The organism is Conyzicola nivalis (genome assembly GCF_014639655.1).
Classification (GTDB): Bacteria; Actinomycetota; Actinomycetes; order Actinomycetales; family Microbacteriaceae; genus Conyzicola; species Conyzicola nivalis.
The window spans coordinates 2,511,347-2,528,696 of sequence record NZ_BMGB01000001.1 but is presented as its reverse complement, the minus strand read 5'-3'; the positions used below and the strand labels follow the sequence as shown (position 1 = coordinate 2,528,696).

Here is a 17,350-nt window from a genome sequence, read left to right as displayed (position 1 = left end):
GTCACTCCGGGGGAACAGGGGGACGGAGATGCTCGCGACTGCCAGTCGACAGCGCACCGCCGCCCTCGGGTACGACGGGCCGAGCGCCCGTGACGGGCGCATCGACATTCTGCGCGGCATCGCTATCGTCTTCCTCACGGCGGAGATGGTCGTGCAGCTCACGCGACCAACGGCCGTCCTGTTCGAGTCCACCGGCACTCTTTCCGCGATCGCCTTCCTCGTCGCCACCGAGGGAGCGGTTATGGGAATGCTGTATCGGCCACGGTTCGCGGGGGGTGCCGTCGGCGAGTCGGTCCTACGCATCTGGAAGAGCGGCCGGGCGCACTACCTCGCCGTCGTCGCCGCGACGGCAGCCCTGCTCGCTCTGACATTGGTGCCGTGGGTTTCCACGGCGCCCCTCACCGCCCTTTCCTCGCACGCGGCTCGCGGGTCGTTGTTCGCACCGCCGCCCGTCGACGCCGCCGACGTGACGATCGGTTACCCGCTCGACCCGAACATCGTGCTCGACATCCTGCTCCTCCGCCTAGGGCCGTGGCCGCTCGATGTGATTGGCGTGCTCGTCGGTCTCTTCGTCGTTGCACCCGCGGCGCTGTGGGCGCTAGGCCGGGGCAAGTGGTTCCTTGTGCTGTTCGTCAGCGCCGCGCTCTATGTGATCGAACTCGTCACGCAACTGCGCATCCTGCCCACCCGGGCCGAAGCCAGCCTGCCCGCGCTCGGCTGGCAGTTCATCTTCGTGCTCGGCCTCCTCGGAGGCTACTACCGGCGCGAACTCGTTGCCCGGTTCCGCGGCCGGGTCGGGCGTTGGGTCTTTGCCGTGCTCGCCGCCATCGCGGCGTCCATCATCGCGTTGCCGTGGTTCACGGGGAACGTGACTACGTCGTACCCCGACCTGCTCGCCCGATTCGCGGGCACCGACACCGGTTGGCTGTTCGAACCCTCTGCCCCCGGCCCGCTGCGCGCCGTCGTGGCGGTCGTGTTCATCATTGTGACCTACGGGCTGCTCACCGTCGCGTGGCGGCCCCTCCACGCTGTCTTCGGCTGGCTGCTGTCGGCACTCGGCCGCAGCACCATAGCCTCGACCATGTTGCTCGTCGCCGCAGGAGTTGTGGTCGTGAGCGTGCCAGGCATTCGCGACTCGCCGCTTCCCGCCGTCGTGATCATCGCGGCTACCGTGCTCGCCATGCGCGGAGCCCTCGCCCTCCTCGCTCAAAGGAGGTCGGCCCGATGACCCGCATGGTGCTGCTCCGCATTCTGATCCTGGCGACTGCCGTGCTCGGAGCCAACTACATCGTCTGGCGCTGGCTCGTGTCGCTCAACTGGGACGCGTGGTGGATCGCCGTGCCCCTCGTGCTGGCCGAGACCTACAGCCTCATCGACGTGTGCCTGTTCGGGCTCACCATCTGGCGTGCGAAACCGCGGCCTGCCCCGCCGGAGGCACCGGACGGCCGCACGGTCGACGTGTTCATCGCCACATACAACGAGCCGGTCGAACTCGTGCTGACCACGGGGCGAGCCGCACGCGACATCCGTTACCCGCACAAAACCTGGATTCTCGACGACGGTGCCCGCGACGACCTGAAGCTCGCGGCGCAGGCCGAGGGCATCGGCTACATCTCGCGCGGCTCGGAGTGGGCCGGATTCCAACGCCACGCCAAGGCCGGCAACATCAACAACGCGCTCGTGGACACCGAGGGAGAGTTCATCCTCATCCTCGACGCCGACATGATCCCGCGGCCGGAGATTCTCGACCGCACTCTCGGCTACTTCACCGACGACGCCGTATCGCTCGTCCAGACCCCGCAGGTCTTCTCCAACGTGTCCGACCGGGATCCGCTCGGCAGCCAGGCGCCCTTGTTCTACGGACCCATCCAGCAGGGCAAGGACGGCTGGAACGCCGCGTTCTTCTGCGGATCTAACGCGGTTCTGCGCCGCGAGGCCCTCATGCAGCTGGGCATCGTCGGCTACGTGCGCGAGATCGACCGCTCCGTCTCGATCGCGCTTCGCAATGCCGCCCAGGTACTGCGCGCGGCGCGCAACCACCCGGCGAACGCCGAGCCCGCCGTGCGCACCGCGCTCGACACCGTGACCGAGGCTGTCGCCGTCGCCAGGTCGAGCCTCGCCGCAGGCGCTCCGATCGGTGAGTTGACCTACGACCTCCACCGCAAGGTGGACTCCGCCACGTCATCGATCGTGGCCGTCGACCTCGCCTCTCTCCAAGTCGACCCCGCGCGCGGAAGGCACGGCGCTGACGACGCCCTCCAGTCGGACGACGGCGCGCTACTCACCCAGATCTCCGACCGCGACCCCAGCCCGCTCAGTGCGCTCGAAGAAGTGCAGGCGGTGTTACGGCGCGTCGGCATCGACCGCGGCGATGAGGCTCAGCCGGTGATGCCGCTCGCCACCATCTCGGTCACCGAAGACATGGCGACCTCGATGCGCCTGCACGGCCTCGGCTGGAAGACCGTGTTCCACAATGAGCTGCTCGCCGACGGGCTCGCGCCCGAAGACGTCGGCACCATGCTCACTCAACGGCTGCGCTGGGGCCAAGGCACAATGCAAGTGTTCCTGAAGGAAAACCCGCTGCTGCAGCGCGGTATGAACGCAGCACAGCGCTTGATGTACTTTTCCACCATGTGGTCCTATCTCGGCGGCTTCGCGGCCATCGTGTATTTCGCCGCCCCGATCATCTTCCTGATCGCAGGCATCCTGCCGGTGAACAGCCTTGCCCTCGACTTCTTCGCGCGTTTCATCCCGTTCATGGCGGTCAACCAGCTTCTCTTCCTTGTCGCCGGGCGCGGCATTCCAACCTGGCGAGGACAGCAATACAGCCTCGCTCTCTTCCCGGTGTGGATCTCCGCCTGCACGACAGCGTTCACTAACGTGGTGCTGCGCATTCCTCTCGGTTTCGCGGTGACCCCGAAGACCCGACGATTGACGACCGAGCGACAGTGGTCACTTGTACGCCCGCAGCTGGTCGTTATGGCGCTGCTCGTAATCGCGATCGTGGTTGGCTTGATCAACGCGCTCGTGAATGACGCAGAGCTCGTCGGCACAGCGGTTAACCTAGCGTGGGCAGTCTTCGACCTCGTCGTTCTGAGCGTAATCTTCCCCGCGATCACCTATAAGGGCTACGTGCCCCACTCGAAAGGCAGCTAATGGAGTTCGAAACCAGGACCATAGACGAACTCGTGACCGTCATTCGAGGAGAGGGCCGGCTTAACATGGTCTCCGCGCCGCTGCTCAGAGAAGCGGTCACGGACGCGATCTCTAAGGGCCGACCGCGCGTGGTCGTCGACCTCTCGGGCGTGGACTTCATGGACTCCTCAGGCCTCGGGGCGCTGGTCGGTTGCCTGAAAACGGCCCGGCAGGCCGGCGGCGACCTCCGGATCGCTGCCCCCTCGGAGCAGGTGACGATGGTGTTGCAACTCTCGAACCTGGACCGCATCCTCACCTCCTACGTCTCTCCGGAAGACGCATACCGTGACTGAGCCACTGGCGCTGCGCTGCCCGCCCGACGACCTCGACACGGTGCACGACTACATCCAGCGGGTCTGGGCAGCTTCCCCCGAACTCGACGCGATGGATAGGCTGAAGTTCGAAACGGCCCTGATCGAACTCGCCGCGAACGTCATCCAGCACTCGAATGGCGGAAACGGGGTAGTGGGAACCCTTAGCATCGCAGTAGACCCCGACCGCATCCGAGGCAGTCTCGCCGATGTATCCGCGCCGAGCGAGGTTGACCTTGCGGACCGCGATATGCCCGGCGAATTCGCAGAGTCAGGTCGCGGTATCGCGTTCATCCAGCGGTTGGTCGACGCGTTTCACTATGAACGACGTCAAGGCGAGAACCTGTGGATGATCGAGAAAATGCGAGAGAGGGAAAAGTCATGACGGTCAGCGAAGAGGGCCGCCTGGAGACGTTGCTCGGACTCGAGTTGATGCACACCCCACCCGAGGAGCGTTTCGACCGCATCACCCGATTGGCGCGCGAGGTGTTCGATGTGCCGATTGCCGAGATCAACCTGATCGGCGAGACCATCCAGTTCACAAAGTCTCCCCAACTGCCGGGCGCCAATCCGATCTCTCCGCGCGACCAATCGTTCTGCGACGTGACGATCCAGTCGCCAGACAACCTCGTGGTTCGCGACGCCACGCTCGATGATCGCTTCGCCGAACGCTCGACCGTCACCGGCGAACGCCATATTCGTTTCTACGCGGGCAGGCCCCTCACCGCGGGCAATGGAGCGCGAGTCGGCACGATCTGCCTCGTCGACACTGAACCGCGATCGTTTGACGCCGAACAGGAACACCTGCTCGACGAGATGGCCATATGGGTGGAGCGCGAGTTGATAGACAACGTCGAACGAGATCAAGCCGGCCTCGTGCAACGCAGCCTGATGCCCGTCGGGCCGGAGACAGCCACCGACGCGGAGGTCGCCGGCGTCAGCATCCCCTTCCACCACGTGGGTGGCGACTTCCACTCGTGGTCACGAAAGGGCTCGATAGTGAGCGTCGTCCTGGCCGACGTCATGGGCAAAGGAGTCGGAGCCGCAATCGTAGCCGCAACAGTTCGCGCCACCATCAACGCGCTCGGCGACGGCGCCCCCTCCGACGTGCTGCGCCGCACCAACGAGCTGCTGCTCGACGATTTCACCGCCACCTCGACCTTCGCGACGGTTTTTCTCGCTCGTATCGACCTCACGACGGGCGACCTCGATTTCGCCGACGCCGGACATGGCCTCACCGTACTGGTACGCCCAGACGGCTCGCACGAGCGCCTCGTCTCCACCGGCCTTCCGCTGGGAATCGCCGCCGACGTCGAATTTCACGCCGGACACGCACTGCTCGAACACGGCGATACTCTCGTGACGTTCACAGACGGACTCCTTGACCTGCTCGATGGCACGCTGGCTTCGATCGATCCGATCGTCGACATCGCGCTGGAGAGCAAGGGTGCGGTCGAAATCGTCAACCGGATCACCGACCTCTGCCAGACCCTGCGCCGCACCGACGACGTCACCGTCGTCGCGGTGACCCGGCCGTCGCTCATCTAGCCGTCGGCGCGATGTTAATCTCTCATCATGGAGAAACTGGGCTGGCAATCTGACGGCCCGAACCTCCTGGTGCACGGCGACAACCTGCCGGCGCTCGCGCAGTTGCCGGATGAATCGTTCCGCCTGATCTACATAGACCCACCGTTCAACACCGGACGGGTACAGGCGAGGCAGACCATGACGACGGTGCGCTCGGCCGAGGGCACCCGCAAGGGGTTCCAAGGCCGCAGCTACGAGACCGTCAAGGGACTGCTCTACAGCTACGACGACTCGTTCGCCGACTACTGGGACTTCCTGGAGCCCCGGCTCGAAGAGGCCTGGCGCCTGCTCGACGACCGCGGCACCCTCTACCTGCACCTCGACTTCCGCGAGGTCCACTACGCCAAGGTCGTGCTCGACGCGCTCTTCGGCCGCGAGCACTTTCTCAACGAGATCATCTGGGCCTACGACTACGGCGCCAGGGCCAAGAACAAGTGGCCGGCCAAGCACGACACAATCCTCGTCTACGTGAAGAACCCCAAGACCTACTTCTTCGACAACGCCGAGGTCGACCGTGAACCGTACATGGCGCCCGGCCTCGTGACGCCCGAGAAGGTAGCACTGGGCAAACTCCCGACCGATGTCTGGTGGCACACGATCGTCTCGCCCACGGGCAAGGAGAAGACCGGCTACGCCACGCAGAAGCCCGAGGGCATCCTGCGCCGCATCATCCACGCCTCGAGCGCCCCCGGCGACTGGGTGCTCGACTTCTTCGCCGGCAGCGGCACGACCGGGGCCGTCGCGCAGAAGCTCGGCCGTCGCTTCGTTCTGGTCGAACAGAATCCGGCCGCGCTGGCAATCATCGAGAAGAGGCTGGGCGCGGGCGCTATCTCGGTACTATTGCCGCATGAATAACCGCGGCGAAATCGAGTGCTGGCTCACCGATATGGACGGCGTTCTCGTGCACGAGAACCATCCTGTTCCCGGGGCGGCCGAATTGCTGCAGCAGTGGCGCGACGAGGGCAAGCCCTACCTCGTGCTCACCAACAACTCGATCTTTACCCCGCGCGACCTGAGCGCGCGCCTCAGGGCCTCGGGGCTCGACGTTCCGGAAGACCGCATCTGGACCTCCGCGCTCGCTACGGCCGACTTCCTTGCCAGCCAGCTGCCGGGCGGCAGCGCCTTCGTGATCGGCGAGGCCGGCCTCACCACCGCGCTGCACGAGGCCGGCTTCATCATGACCGAGTCGCAGCCCGACTACGTGGTCGTCGGTGAGACGCGCAACTATTCGTTCGAGGCGATCACCAAGGCCATCCGCCTCATCGGCGCGGGGTCAAAATTCATTGTGACGAATCCGGATGCCACGGGGCCCAGTGCCGACGGACCGCTCCCCGCGACCGGGGCCGTCGCCGCCCTCATCACCAAGGCAACGGGCAAAGAGCCCTACGTGGTCGGCAAGCCGAACCCCATGATGTTCCGGTCGGCGATGAACAAGATCGGCGCCCACTCCGAGAACACGGGCATGATCGGCGACCGCATGGACACCGACATCGTCGCCGGCATCGAGGCTGGCCTGCACACGATTCTGGTGCTCACCGGCATCAGCGACCAGGCCGAGATCGACCGCTACCCGTTCCGCCCCGACGAGATCCTCGACAGTGTCGCCGACCTCGTGAACCCCGAACCCGTCGAATCCGACGAGATCTAGCCGCCGCCGTTGGCTGACCCGCGAGCCGAGATCACGGTTCCTGCGACGGAACGACGGGGATCACGGCGGGAGCCCGCGGGGGCATCGCGACGCCCATCGTCAGCGGATCGCCCGACGAGCGGCTGACGAAGCAGAAGTAGTTGCGGTTGCCGCTCGCCCAGTCCTCCTCGGTCCCCGCGAAACTCGACGAGATCTGGATGTCGTCGAACTCACTGGCGGCCGCGTAGTCGATGTTCTCGGGGCTGGAGCAGAGCAGGTTCATGCGCGCCTGCAGCGGCTCGAGACCGGGGAAAGCGTCGAGGGCCGAGTCGTCGAAGCGGCCGCGGTAGACGAGCTGGCCGCCGTGCGGGGCGGCGCAGTCCACGACCGTGTACTCGCTCTCCCACGCAGAGACGAAGGGGTCGAGGCATTCGGTGCCGAGCAGGTCTTTCCACTCGTGCACGCCGGGAGCGACCGGGCCGAGGGCGGCGACCGGAGCGACCGGCGCCTCGGCCGACGCGCTCGAAGCGGGGCCGGCGGGCGCGGAGGGCGCGGGCGTGGCTTCGGCGACGGGGGGCGCCTCGCTGAGCCGGGTGCCGATGAAGAAGAGTCCGGCGAGCGCGAGCGCGGCCACCAGGGCGGCGGCGATGCCGACGAGCACCTTCTGGCTCTTCGCCATCGGCGCACGCGGGCCCTTCGGCCGCTTCGGCGGGGCCGGCGGCGCGATGGTGACGAGTTCGTGCGACGTGACGGGGATGACGACGGAAACGGGAGCGTCGGTGTACTCGTGAAACTTGCCCTCGCCGAACAGCGCGTCGATCGCGGAGGTGGGAGCGGACTCCCCCGCCGGGGTGTCCATACCCACGGCCTCGGGGCCGAGGACTTCGGTGGCGCCGTCGAGGGCGGGGTCGAAGGCGGGCGGCTGTTCCCACGGCAGCGCGTGGCCCGCGTGGTACACCGGAGCCTGGAGCGGGTCGACAGGCGGGGGCGGCGGCGCGCGGAAGTCGAAGGCAGCCGTCGGCTCGCCGTCGTCGACGCTGTCGTCGACGGGGAGGCGGATCGGGTCGGTCATCGGGTCGGGCTCGGTGGCCGCCGCGATCATCTCGGTCTGGTTGAGAGCGAGGAAATGGCCGAGATCGAGCGGCATGACCGGTTTCGCCTCAGGCTCCGTGGCATCCGGATCTTTCGGCTCTTTCGGCTCTCCCCCGGGCCGAAGTCCCCAGGTGAACCCCTCGCCCCGGGTCTTCTCGTCGTCGCTCATTCGAGCCCGAGGTCACCCAAGCCGATGGCCGAGTAGTAGGGGTAGCCGGCGTCCTCGATGATCTCTTTGGCACCGGTGTTGCGGTCGACGACCACGGCGACGCCGGCGATGATCGCGCCGACCTTCAGCAGCGCCTCGATGGCCTTGAGCGGCGATCCGCCCGTGGTCGAGGTGTCTTCGAGCACGACGACGCGCTTGCCGTCGAGGTCGGGGCCCTCCACCTGGCGGCCGCGGCCGTGGTCCTTAGGCTCTTTGCGCACGACGAAGGAGTCGTAGTTGTGGCCCATGGCGATGCCCTGGTGCATCACGGCGGACGCGATCGGGTCCGCGCCCATGGTGAGACCACCGACGGCCGTGACATCCGGAATCTCGGAGATGAGGTCGACCATGACCTGTCCGATCAGCGGGGCGACGCGGTGGTCGAGGCTCACGCGGCGCATGTCCACGTAGTACGTGGCCTTCTTGCCGCTCGTGAGGGTGAAGTCTCCGTGGAATACGGCGTCAGCCTTGATGAACTCGATGAGTTGGGTACGCGCGTCAGTCACAGGCTCAAGACTACTGAGCCTCACGGCCGTGGTCGAACGGTAGCGTTGGGGGCATGCGTGTAGCCACCTGGAATGTGAACTCGATCCGTGCCCGCGTCGACCGCACCGTCGACTGGATGGTGCGCGAAGACGTCGACGTGCTCGCGATGCAGGAAATCAAGTGCAAGCCCGAGCAGTTCCCGTACGAGAAGTTCACGGCGGCCGGCTACGACGTGCAGCTCACCGGGCTGAACCAGTGGAACGGCGTCGCCTTCGCGTCCAGGCTTCCGATGACGGATGTCGTGACGCAGTTCGAGGGACAGCCCGGCTTCCTGAAGGGTGCGGAAGGACCAGACCAGCCGATCGAGGCACGCGCGATCGGGGTGACCGTCGACGGCGTGCGCCTGTGGAGCCTGTACGTGCCGAACGGACGCTCGCTCGACGACCCCCACCTCGTCTACAAGCTCGACTGGCTCGCCAAGCTCAAGGAAGAGACCGCGCGCTGGCTCGCCGCCAACTACGGCGCCCCGCTAGCGCTGATGGGCGACTTCAACATCATCCCCACCGACGAGGACAATGGCGATCCGACGATCGTCGTCGGCCAGTCCACCCACGTCTCGCCGGAGGAACGGGCCGCTTTCGCCGCGTTCGCCGACATCGGCCTGGTCGACACGGTGCGGCCGTTCGTGCCAGAGGGCTACACCTACTGGGACTACAAGCAGCTGCGCTTCCCACGCAACGAGGGCCTGCGCATCGACTTCATCCTTGGCTCGCAGTCGTTCGCCGACCTGGTGATCGCGGCGAGCATCCACCGCAACGAGCGCAAGGGCGAGGCACCGAGCGACCACGTGCCGGTGCTGGTCGAACTCGACGACGTGCTGGGCGACGACGACGACCGCCCGATGATCTTCTAGCTCTCATCCCCGCCGGTTGAGCTCGTCGAAACCGTCGTCAACATGACGCCGGCCTCCCAACCCGGGAGTTCATCCTGTTGAGCGTGCGTCAGCGCCGATTCGTCCTGTGGGCGTCAGTCGCCTCCACCGCCTCCGCCGCCCCCGTCGAAGCCGCCGCCGTGGCCGTGGTCGCCGTGGTGGTGCCCACCCCCGTCGCCGTAGACGAAGGGCGTTCCCCCGCCCCCACCACCGTCACCGGAGCCCGCTCGGTCGCCGCCTCGGCTGCCCGCGAGCGTGAACCGCAGCAGGTCGACGACGCCGCCGACGACCAGCCCGATCCACACCATGTGCCAGCCGGCATTCACCGGGCCCGCGACAACTATCCCGACCACGAGCCCCGCGATGAGGGCCCACGGCACAAACCGTCTCTTCTGCATGCGGCCACGCTAGCCCGGTAGGGGCGCGTCTCGTAAGAGATGCTCGAATCTGTACCCGAGCAGCTCGCGCAGCACGATCGACGTCGCCGTGCGGTTGATGCCGCGGCAGCCCTTGATGCGCTTCGTGATGTCGTACACGTGGTCGGCGTCGCGGGCCACTATCTGGATCATCAGGTCGTTCTCGCCCGCGAGGCCGACGCACTCGATCACCTCGGCGATGCCGGCCATGTCGGCCATCATCTCGTCGAACTGGTCTTGGTCGACCTCGGCGGTCACGAGCGCCCGCATCGGATACCCGAGCGCCGTCGGCGACAGCCGCACAGAGTTCTTGCGCATGACGCCCTCGCGGGCCATGCGGTCGAGGCGCGCGTGCACGGTGCCCCGGGCGAGCCGCAGGTTCAGGGCCAGCAGTTGAACGGATGCTCGTGGATCGTCATCGAGGGCGGCGAGAATTCTGCGGTCGGTCGCGTCCAGAGCGGTCATGCTGGCCAGTGTATGCCGGTATTCGTGCCGTTCGTTGAACAGATCGCTTAGCGCCGGAGCCAACTCTTGTCGCTCACGACGGAAGATGCTGGAATGGGCCTCAATACCGCCCGCTCGCGCACATCCACAGAATCGATCGACGATGACCGCAGTTCTTCCCGTCCGCACCGCCACCACGACACCCCTCTCCTTCGACCACGAGACCGTCGTCGCCGCCACCGGCACGCGCTCGGGCCTCTCGATGGTCGTCGCGGTGCACAGCACGACGCTCGGCCCGGCACTCGGCGGCTGCCGACTGTGGTCGTACGACTCGTGGGCCGACGGGCTCGCCGACGCGCTGCGCCTCTCGCGCGGTATGACGAGCAAGAACGCCCTGGCCGGGCTCGACGCCGGCGGCGGCAAATCGGTCATCATGCTGCCGGCCGGAACGGTTCTCGAGGGCGCCGCCCGGCGTGACGCGTTCCTCGACCTGGGCGACCTGGTCGAATCGCTCGGCGGCAGCTACCGCACCGCCGAAGACGTGGCCACCACCTCGGCCGACATGGCGATCATCGCCGAGCGCACGGCGCACGTGGTGGGACTGCCCACCGAGACCGGCGGCCACGGCGACCCGGCCGAGTACACCGCCCGCGGCGTCTACGCGGGACTGCGCGAGACCCTGCGTCGCGCCACCGGCAGCGCGTCGGTCGACGGCCGCCGCATCACGGTCGCGGGCCTCGGGCAGGTCGGATCCCGCCTCGCCAGCCGCCTCGCGCACGAGGGCGCCGTGCTCACCGTCACCGACTTCAACCCGGCACGCAGCCAGTTCGCCGCCGAACTCGGCGCCACCTGGGTCGCGCCCGACGAGGCGCACCGCGTGCCGGCCGACGTGTTCGTGCCCGCCGGCGTCGGCGGCATGCTGTCGCCCGCCGTCATCGCCGAGCTCGCCGCGACCGCCGTGTGTGGCCCCGCGAACAACCAATTGGCGGAGAGCGACGGCGACGCGCAGCTGCGGGCACGCGGCATCCTGTACGCGCCCGACTATCTCGTGAACGCGGGCGGCGTCATCCGGCTCGGCGACGAGCGGTCTACCGACGACGAGGTGTTCGCCCGCATCGACGCGATCGAGCGCACCCTCGGCGAGGTCTTCGACGAGTCGGAGCGCAGCGGCGTCACCTCGGTCGAGGCGGCCGACCGGCTCGTCGCGGAGCGCCTGCGCTCGGTCGCGGGCTAGGTAGGGCGCGAGCGCCCTTAATCGGGCTACTTCTTCGCGAGCGGGTTGGAGGCCTTGCCGTCGAGCCACAGCTCGGACGACTCGTCACTGTGGGTGCCCTCCGTGCCGACGTGCTTGTCGCTGATCGTGGCGCCGTTCTTGATCACGTGCACGAGTGCCATCGCGTGGCCGCGCCCGAGTCCGTAGTCGTCCTTCAGCCAATCGACGATCGGGCCGGCCTTCACCGGTGCGGTGTCGAGACCGCGCTCCGAGGCGATGGCGACCAGCTGCCTGGGCGTGAGACCGGTCTTGTCCTCGATCGTGTCGAGATAGGCCTGGAACGACATGCTGGTCTCCCGTCTGCAGGTGGTGGCAACAATGTACCGCCATGCCGTCGCGGATAAACACCCGCAATACTGGAACCATGACGACTCCCCCGTTCTCACCGTTGATCACGCTCGCCGACGGGCGTCGGATCCCGCAGCTGGGACTGGGGGTGTACAAGGTCGAGGATGACACGGCCGCCCGAATCGTCGAGGGCGCCATCGATGCCGGCTACCGTCACGTCGACACCGCCAAGCTGTACTTCAACGAGGCCGGCGTGGGCGCGGGTGTGCGGGCTTCGGGAATCCCGCGCGACGAGCTCTTCGTCACGACCAAGGTGTGGAACGACGACCACGGCTACGACGAGACCCTGCGCGCCTTCGACGCGAGCCTCGAGCTGCTCGGCATGGACTACGTCGACCTCTACCTGATCCACTGGCCAGCGCCGAAGCAGAACAAATACCTCGAGACCTGGCGCGCGCTCGAGACGCTGAAGCGCGACGGCCGGGCCCGCTCGATCGGGGTCAGCAACTTCACGGCCGCGCACCTCGAGAACCTGATCGCCCACTCGGTCGAAACACCGGTGATCAACCAGGTCGAGATCCAGCCGTGGCTGCAGCAGCGCGAGCTGCGCGACTTCGACGCCGGTCACGGCATCGTGACCGAGTCGTGGTCGCCGCTGGCCCGCGGCCGCGTGCTCGGCGAGCCGACGCTCGAGGCGATCGGCGAGAAGCACGGCAGGTCGAGCGCACAGGTCGTGCTGCGCTGGCACGTTCAGCAGGGCCTGGTCGTGATCCCCAAGTCCAACTCGATCGAACGCATCCGCGAGAACTCGCGGGTCTTCGATTTCGAGTTGGATGAGACGGACCTCGCCGCCATCGCGGCGCTCGAGACCGGCGAACGCACCGGCTCGAACCCCGACGACGTCGGCTGAGACCGCGGGCGGGCCGCCCGCGGTGCCGGGCTAGACCGAAAGCAGCGTCTCGCCGAGCGCCCACCAGGCGGCGGCACCGAGCAGGAACGAGCCGATGCCCACTCCGACGAGGCGGCCGATCTCACGGTTGCGGGCGTCGAGGGTGCGGCGACCGGTGGCAATCGCCCCGGCACGGGCCTCGCGCTCCTCGCGCGCCGCGAGTCGAGCCGCGGCATCCGCATCTTCTGTCGGCGCCTCGTACGGCTCAGCCAACGGCGAGCCGACGGGCGTCTCCGGCTCGATGTACGGCAGCACGTTGAGCTTCACGTGCTTGGTGATGCGCTCGACGTTCTGCAGGGCCTCTTCGGAGCCGAAGCGTCCGGGGCGGCTGTAGACGAACATCCACGTGTCGATGAGCTCGACGTCGCAGCCGTCGGTGGTCTCGGTGAGGAGGCCCAGGAACTCGGGCGTGAAGATCTCGAGCGCCTCGCGCTCGTGGCCGCCGTGGCTGTACAGCGTGAAGGGACCCTCGAAGTGGTCGTCGATCGAGAGCTTCTGGCGGCTCTGCAGCGCGATACCGGCGGAGCGGAGCACGTCGACACCCTCGCCGAGCAGAACGGCGTTCGGCACCTTGCGGGCGAGCGGAATGGCGACGAAAGAGGAGGAGACGCTGCGCGAATCCTGCTCGTCGATCTTGTAGCGGCCGTTCACGCTGCCGGCGAAGAAGGGGGTCGAGGCCTGCAGCGCGCTCACGAGGGAGGTCGCCACGACGCTGTCGCCGGTGCGGAAGAGCAGTCCACGCAGCAGCGGGCCGCGGATGTGGGATTGGTACGAGTAGCCACGGGCTACCGCGGCCGCCTTCCAGGCTGCCAACTCATCAGTCGCGCTAACGGACATCACTCACCTGCACAACTGGGGGACGCATGGAATCGAACACATGGCAACTTTAGCCAATTCTTTGATAGTTGCTCGCGCAAAAGGGGTACAGCTGGTGTCGACCGGTAGTCAGAACACCGTATTTTGTTACAAACACTCGCTAAGCGGCGGTTCTGCCGTCAATACTAAGGTGCCGCCGACCTCGATAGCGACAGCCGGGGAATACCGACACGCCGCGCCTATTTGAGCAGCAAGGCCACGAGAACGAGCACCGGCACCGAACCCACCGTCGTGATCAGCACCGTGTCGCGCGCCAGGGTGACCCCGCGCTCGTACCGCTGCGCGTAAACGAAGACGTTCTGGGCGGTCGGCAGGCCGGCGAGAACCACGGCCGCGAACAGCTGGTCGTGGTCGAGCCCGAAGACGAACCGCCCGAAAACCCAGGCGATGATCGGCATGAGCGCGAGCTTGATGGCCGACGCCAGCAGGATGTCGCGCCGCCCGGACCCGGGAGCGAGCAGCCTCTGACCGTGCAGCGACATGCCGAACCCGATGAGCACGAGGGGAACGGCGGCGGCCCCCACGATGCGGAACGGCTCCATGACCGCATCGGGCACGTCGAGTCCGGTCGCCGAGACGATGACGCCGAGGGCCGACCCGATGATTACCGGGTTGGTCAGCGGCGTCATGATGATGCGCTTGACCGAGGTCGTTCCGCTGGTGGTGATGTCGAGGATGGTGAGCGTGATGGGCGTGAGCACGAGCAACTGCAGCAGGATGACCGGCGCCGACAGGGCGGTGTCGCCGAGCACGTAGAACGCGACCGGAATGCCGATGTTGTTCGCGTTGACGTATCCGGATGACACGGAGCCGATGATCGCCTCGGGGAGCTTTCGGCGGAAGACGAGCAGCGCGACGCCCAAAAACAGCAGGCACGCCAGCAGCGCGGCGATCGCCGAGACCGCGAGCATCGACGAGAACAGCTGGTGGATGTCGGCGTCGGCTAGCACGGTGAAGAGCAGGGCGGGCGAGAGCACGAAGAACACGATGCGGCTGATCACGAAGGGGGCGTGGTCGCCGAGCACGCCGGCGCGACCGACGACGTATCCGATGAGGATCACGGCGCCGATAATGGCGAACCCGACCAATACCCCCGACACCCGTCAAGTATCGCGTACAACCCCCGCCTGCCTCTTCCCGAGCCGTTTCCGGCGGAATGAGGCGCCCGCGGCGCCCTCATTTCGCCGGAATCGCGTCGGCTGCGGGTAGGGCAGGTTGAGAGCTAGTTGAGCGAGCGGTAGTAGACGCGCTCGCTGTGCTCGAAATGCTCGGTGGCATAACCGAGCGTCACACGCGACATCCGCTTCGCGTTCGTCTCTATGAACCCGACCAGCAGCTCGCGGTCCACTCTCTTGCCGACCTCTCGCAGCATCCAGCCGACGGCTTTCTGGATCAGGTCGTGCTGGTCCTCGAGCAGCACCTCCGCCACCTCGAGCGTCGTCGAGGCGTCGCCGTGCTTGATGAAGGCGAACGTCGACAGAATCGCGATGCGCCGCTGCCAGACGATGCCGCTCTTCGCGAGGCGGGCGAGCTGGTCGCGCGGCTTGTCGTAGAGGTACTCGCCGAGGATGTACTCGGCCGACGAATCGACGAGGTCCCAGTTGTTGATCCGTCCGCGGCGCATGGCCGACAGGTAGAACTCGACGAGGCGTTCCCGCTCCCCCTCGTCGCCCGCCTTGCTCGCCGCCTGGAACTGCGCGACCATCACCGCGAGCGCGGCGAACCGGTGCTCGTGCACGGCGCTGTCGAGCAGGTCGTTCAGGTCGGCGGGCGACAGGTCGGCGAACCGCTTGGCGATCTGGCGCACCTCGGGAACGCGCACGCCGATGAATACGTCGCCCGCGCCGTACTGGCCCTTTCGGGTCTTGAAGAACCGCTGCAGCTCGCGAGCCTGGTCGGGGTTCGCCACCGCGGCGAGCGCGTCTTCGAGTTCTCGCGCGCTGGACATCCCCCGAGTGTAGGCGCAGGGCGCGACACCCGCGGGATGACGGATTCTTGCGTCAACCGGCCCTCCGGGTGCAACTTTCCCGCGCGAGACACAACCAACCGCGGTTGACCCGTCGATAGGCTCGATCGAGGCGCTCCATCCGTGCGCCCCAGACACTCGCTCACGCGGATCGGAGGTTCACCCATGTCCCACACCACGATGTCAGAAGCAATCGTCGGAGAACCCGAGGTCGTGGAGGACCGCTCGCTCGCCGAGAGCGCCGCGTGGCTGAACATCAAGGCCGCGGCATCCGCGCTTCAGGCTCTGCAAATTCAGGATGGCAGCGTTCCCGAGGCGGCCGACCACCCGGCGGCCCGCGGCTTCGCCGAGACGATCGCGCGCGAGGTCCTGAATTTCCGAAACGCGCTGCCGCACGACGCCGCCTACCTCGAGGCCGTCTCGCGGGACTTCGAGCGCTGGGCGGCCGAGGGCTTCGGTGTGCCCGACTTCCTCGACTCGCTGCAGGCCTTCCGGCCGCAGCTCGACCGCGTCGACGGCCTGCGCCACCTGGTCGTCTTCCCGATGTACACGCAGAACGGGTCGACGAGCCGCCTCGTCGAGGCCGTGCTGATCGAGGTGATCTGGCCCGAGTTCGTGGCCGAGCTCGAGGCGGGCGATTACTCGAACAAGCTGTTCGTTCCCGTGCGCTTCATCGATTTCACCGCCGGCTACGACACCAACTCGGCCGTGCTCTTCCCCGAGAGCGTCGCGATGCGCGAGGTACCGACCTTCACGTGGGGTGCCATCTTCGCCGACCGCGAGGCCGCCAGGTTCCGTCGGGTCGTTCGCGCGGCATCCGAAATCACGAAGCTCGAACTTCCGGATGACGCGTTGCGGCTGCTCGACGACCAGACGCTGACCGAGCAGACGTTCGTCATGTGGGATCTCATTCACGACCGCACGCACATGCGCGGCGACCTGCCGTTCGACCCGTTCATGATCAAGCAGCGCATGCCGTATTTCCTCTACTCGCTGGAGGAGCTGCGGTGCGACCTGACTGCGTTCCGCGAGGCGGTGCGCATCGAGCGCGCGGAGGAAGCGACCGACGTGGCCCACGACCGCGCGAAGCTCGTGCAGTACGCCGTGATCTTCGACCGGATCTTCCGGTTCGCGATTACCGGCAGCCGCGTGCGCAACTACGACGGGCTCGGCGGTCAGCTGCTGTTCGCGTGGATGCACCAGCACCACGTCCTGCACTGGACCGACACCGCGCTCACGATCGACTGGGACGACGTCCAGGACGTCGTCATCGCGCTCTCCGATGAGATCAACGACCTCTACTGGAAGAGCATCGACCGGCCGAAGACGGCGCATTGGCTCGCGGCCTACGACCTGGTCTCGACGACGCTCACGCCCCACCCGGCCTCGCGCTGGGCCGTGCGCGAGCTGCCGCTCGACGGTCCGCCGCGCGGGTTGACCGACGCCGTGATGGACGACGAGTTTCCCCTGTCGATGTTCTACGAAGCGCTGAGCAAGAAGATGGCGGCGGTCATCGAGTCGACGGCGGGCATCACGGCCGACGCGTAGCCCTCCGTTCCGTACCAAATGCAGGAGAAATCATGTCGAGTCACAGGTTGACGCCGATGCGCGGCCCGTCCCGCAGAAATCTCCTGCATTTGGTACGCCGGGCGCGGCTCCCCCTCGCGACGGATGCCGCCCGCGCCCGCCGTCGGTAGCGTT

At 67.0% G+C, this 17,350-nt stretch carries 19 protein-coding genes; 11 read left to right on the top strand and 8 right to left on the bottom strand.

What is annotated here, in order from left to right:
* The first annotated feature begins 28 nt into the window (after positions 1-28).
* From opgC to IEV96_RS12615, 7 genes are read left to right on the top strand one after another with little or no spacing between them, the layout of a single operon-like run.
* Complete coding sequence (gene opgC / locus IEV96_RS12645) at positions 29-1,228, top strand: OpgC domain-containing protein (RefSeq protein WP_188510922.1); 1,200 nt, start codon at positions 29-31, stop codon at positions 1,226-1,228.
* On the top strand, positions 1,225-3,156 hold the full coding sequence (locus IEV96_RS12640; protein WP_229733294.1) for a glycosyltransferase family 2 protein: 1,932 nt from the start codon (positions 1,225-1,227) through the stop codon (positions 3,154-3,156). Before opgC ends, IEV96_RS12640 begins: the two co-directional genes overlap by 4 nt.
* Entirely contained in the window at positions 3,156-3,488 is a 333-nt protein-coding gene (locus tag IEV96_RS12635) for an STAS domain-containing protein (protein ID WP_188510921.1), read from the top strand. Before IEV96_RS12640 ends, IEV96_RS12635 begins: the two co-directional genes overlap by 1 nt.
* Positions 3,481-3,891 (top strand): ATP-binding protein, encoded by a 411-nt coding sequence (locus IEV96_RS12630; RefSeq protein WP_188510920.1) that lies wholly within the window; start codon positions 3,481-3,483, stop codon positions 3,889-3,891. The genes IEV96_RS12635 and IEV96_RS12630 overlap by 8 nt, the downstream gene beginning before the upstream one ends.
* Entirely contained in the window at positions 3,888-5,054 is a 1,167-nt protein-coding gene (locus IEV96_RS12625) for a PP2C family protein-serine/threonine phosphatase (protein ID WP_188510919.1), read from the top strand. The genes IEV96_RS12630 and IEV96_RS12625 overlap by 4 nt, the downstream gene beginning before the upstream one ends.
* Before the next feature lie 27 nt (positions 5,055-5,081).
* Positions 5,082-5,948: a DNA-methyltransferase gene (locus IEV96_RS12620; RefSeq protein ID WP_188510918.1), complete on the top strand. Its 867-nt coding sequence runs from the start codon at positions 5,082-5,084 to the stop codon at positions 5,946-5,948.
* Entirely contained in the window at positions 5,941-6,741 is an 801-nt protein-coding gene (locus tag IEV96_RS12615; RefSeq protein ID WP_188510917.1) for an HAD-IIA family hydrolase, read from the top strand. The genes IEV96_RS12620 and IEV96_RS12615 overlap by 8 nt, the downstream gene beginning before the upstream one ends.
* A gap of 31 nt (positions 6,742-6,772) precedes the next feature.
* Here the strand turns inward: IEV96_RS12615 and IEV96_RS12610 are convergent, their stop codons facing one another.
* The gene (locus IEV96_RS12610) at positions 6,773-7,981 is read right to left on the bottom strand and encodes a hypothetical protein (protein WP_188510916.1); all 1,209 of its coding nucleotides are present in this window, start codon (positions 7,979-7,981) and stop codon (positions 6,773-6,775) included.
* The gene (gene pyrE / locus IEV96_RS12605) at positions 7,978-8,526 is read right to left on the bottom strand and encodes an orotate phosphoribosyltransferase (protein WP_188510915.1); all 549 of its coding nucleotides are present in this window, start codon (positions 8,524-8,526) and stop codon (positions 7,978-7,980) included. Before pyrE ends, IEV96_RS12610 begins: the two co-directional genes overlap by 4 nt.
* Before the next feature lie 53 nt (positions 8,527-8,579).
* On the opposite strand from pyrE, the gene IEV96_RS12600 reads away from it, so the two are divergent.
* Positions 8,580-9,419: an exodeoxyribonuclease III gene (locus tag IEV96_RS12600; protein ID WP_188510914.1), complete on the top strand. Its 840-nt coding sequence runs from the start codon at positions 8,580-8,582 to the stop codon at positions 9,417-9,419.
* A gap of 113 nt (positions 9,420-9,532) precedes the next feature.
* Here the strand turns inward: IEV96_RS12600 and IEV96_RS12595 are convergent, their stop codons facing one another.
* A complete protein-coding gene (locus IEV96_RS12595) occupies positions 9,533-9,835 on the bottom strand; it encodes a hypothetical protein (RefSeq protein WP_188510913.1) in 303 nt (100 codons plus the stop codon).
* Positions 9,836-9,844: 9 nt separating this feature from the next.
* The gene (locus IEV96_RS12590) at positions 9,845-10,318 is read right to left on the bottom strand and encodes an Lrp/AsnC family transcriptional regulator (protein ID WP_188510912.1); all 474 of its coding nucleotides are present in this window, start codon (positions 10,316-10,318) and stop codon (positions 9,845-9,847) included.
* A gap of 142 nt (positions 10,319-10,460) precedes the next feature.
* Between IEV96_RS12590 and IEV96_RS12585 the strand changes: the two genes are divergently transcribed.
* The gene (locus IEV96_RS12585) at positions 10,461-11,531 is read left to right on the top strand and encodes a Glu/Leu/Phe/Val dehydrogenase family protein (RefSeq protein WP_188510911.1); all 1,071 of its coding nucleotides are present in this window, start codon (positions 10,461-10,463) and stop codon (positions 11,529-11,531) included.
* A 26-nt stretch (positions 11,532-11,557) separates the two neighbouring features.
* Here IEV96_RS12585 and IEV96_RS12580 read toward each other — a convergent pair whose 3' ends face one another.
* Positions 11,558-11,857 (bottom strand): DUF4287 domain-containing protein, encoded by a 300-nt coding sequence (locus tag IEV96_RS12580; RefSeq protein ID WP_188510910.1) that lies wholly within the window; start codon positions 11,855-11,857, stop codon positions 11,558-11,560.
* A 77-nt stretch (positions 11,858-11,934) separates the two neighbouring features.
* Between IEV96_RS12580 and IEV96_RS12575 the strand changes: the two genes are divergently transcribed.
* Entirely contained in the window at positions 11,935-12,768 is an 834-nt protein-coding gene (locus IEV96_RS12575; protein WP_188510909.1) for an aldo/keto reductase, read from the top strand.
* Positions 12,769-12,798: 30 nt separating this feature from the next.
* Here IEV96_RS12575 and IEV96_RS12570 read toward each other — a convergent pair whose 3' ends face one another.
* From IEV96_RS12570 to IEV96_RS12560, 3 genes are all read right to left on the bottom strand, one after another.
* Entirely contained in the window at positions 12,799-13,620 is an 822-nt protein-coding gene (locus IEV96_RS12570) for a hypothetical protein (RefSeq protein ID WP_188510908.1), read from the bottom strand.
* Between the two features lie 242 nt (positions 13,621-13,862).
* The gene (locus tag IEV96_RS12565; RefSeq protein ID WP_188510907.1) at positions 13,863-14,783 is read right to left on the bottom strand and encodes an AEC family transporter; all 921 of its coding nucleotides are present in this window, start codon (positions 14,781-14,783) and stop codon (positions 13,863-13,865) included.
* 122 nt (positions 14,784-14,905) lie between these two features.
* Complete coding sequence (locus tag IEV96_RS12560; protein ID WP_188510906.1) at positions 14,906-15,631, bottom strand: DNA alkylation repair protein; 726 nt, start codon at positions 15,629-15,631, stop codon at positions 14,906-14,908.
* Between the two features lie 183 nt (positions 15,632-15,814).
* Here IEV96_RS12560 and IEV96_RS12555 point away from each other — a divergent pair, with 183 nt between their 5' ends.
* On the top strand, positions 15,815-17,197 hold the full coding sequence (locus IEV96_RS12555) for a DUF6421 family protein (RefSeq protein WP_188510905.1): 1,383 nt from the start codon (positions 15,815-15,817) through the stop codon (positions 17,195-17,197).
* The last annotated feature ends 153 nt before the right edge of the window (positions 17,198-17,350 follow it).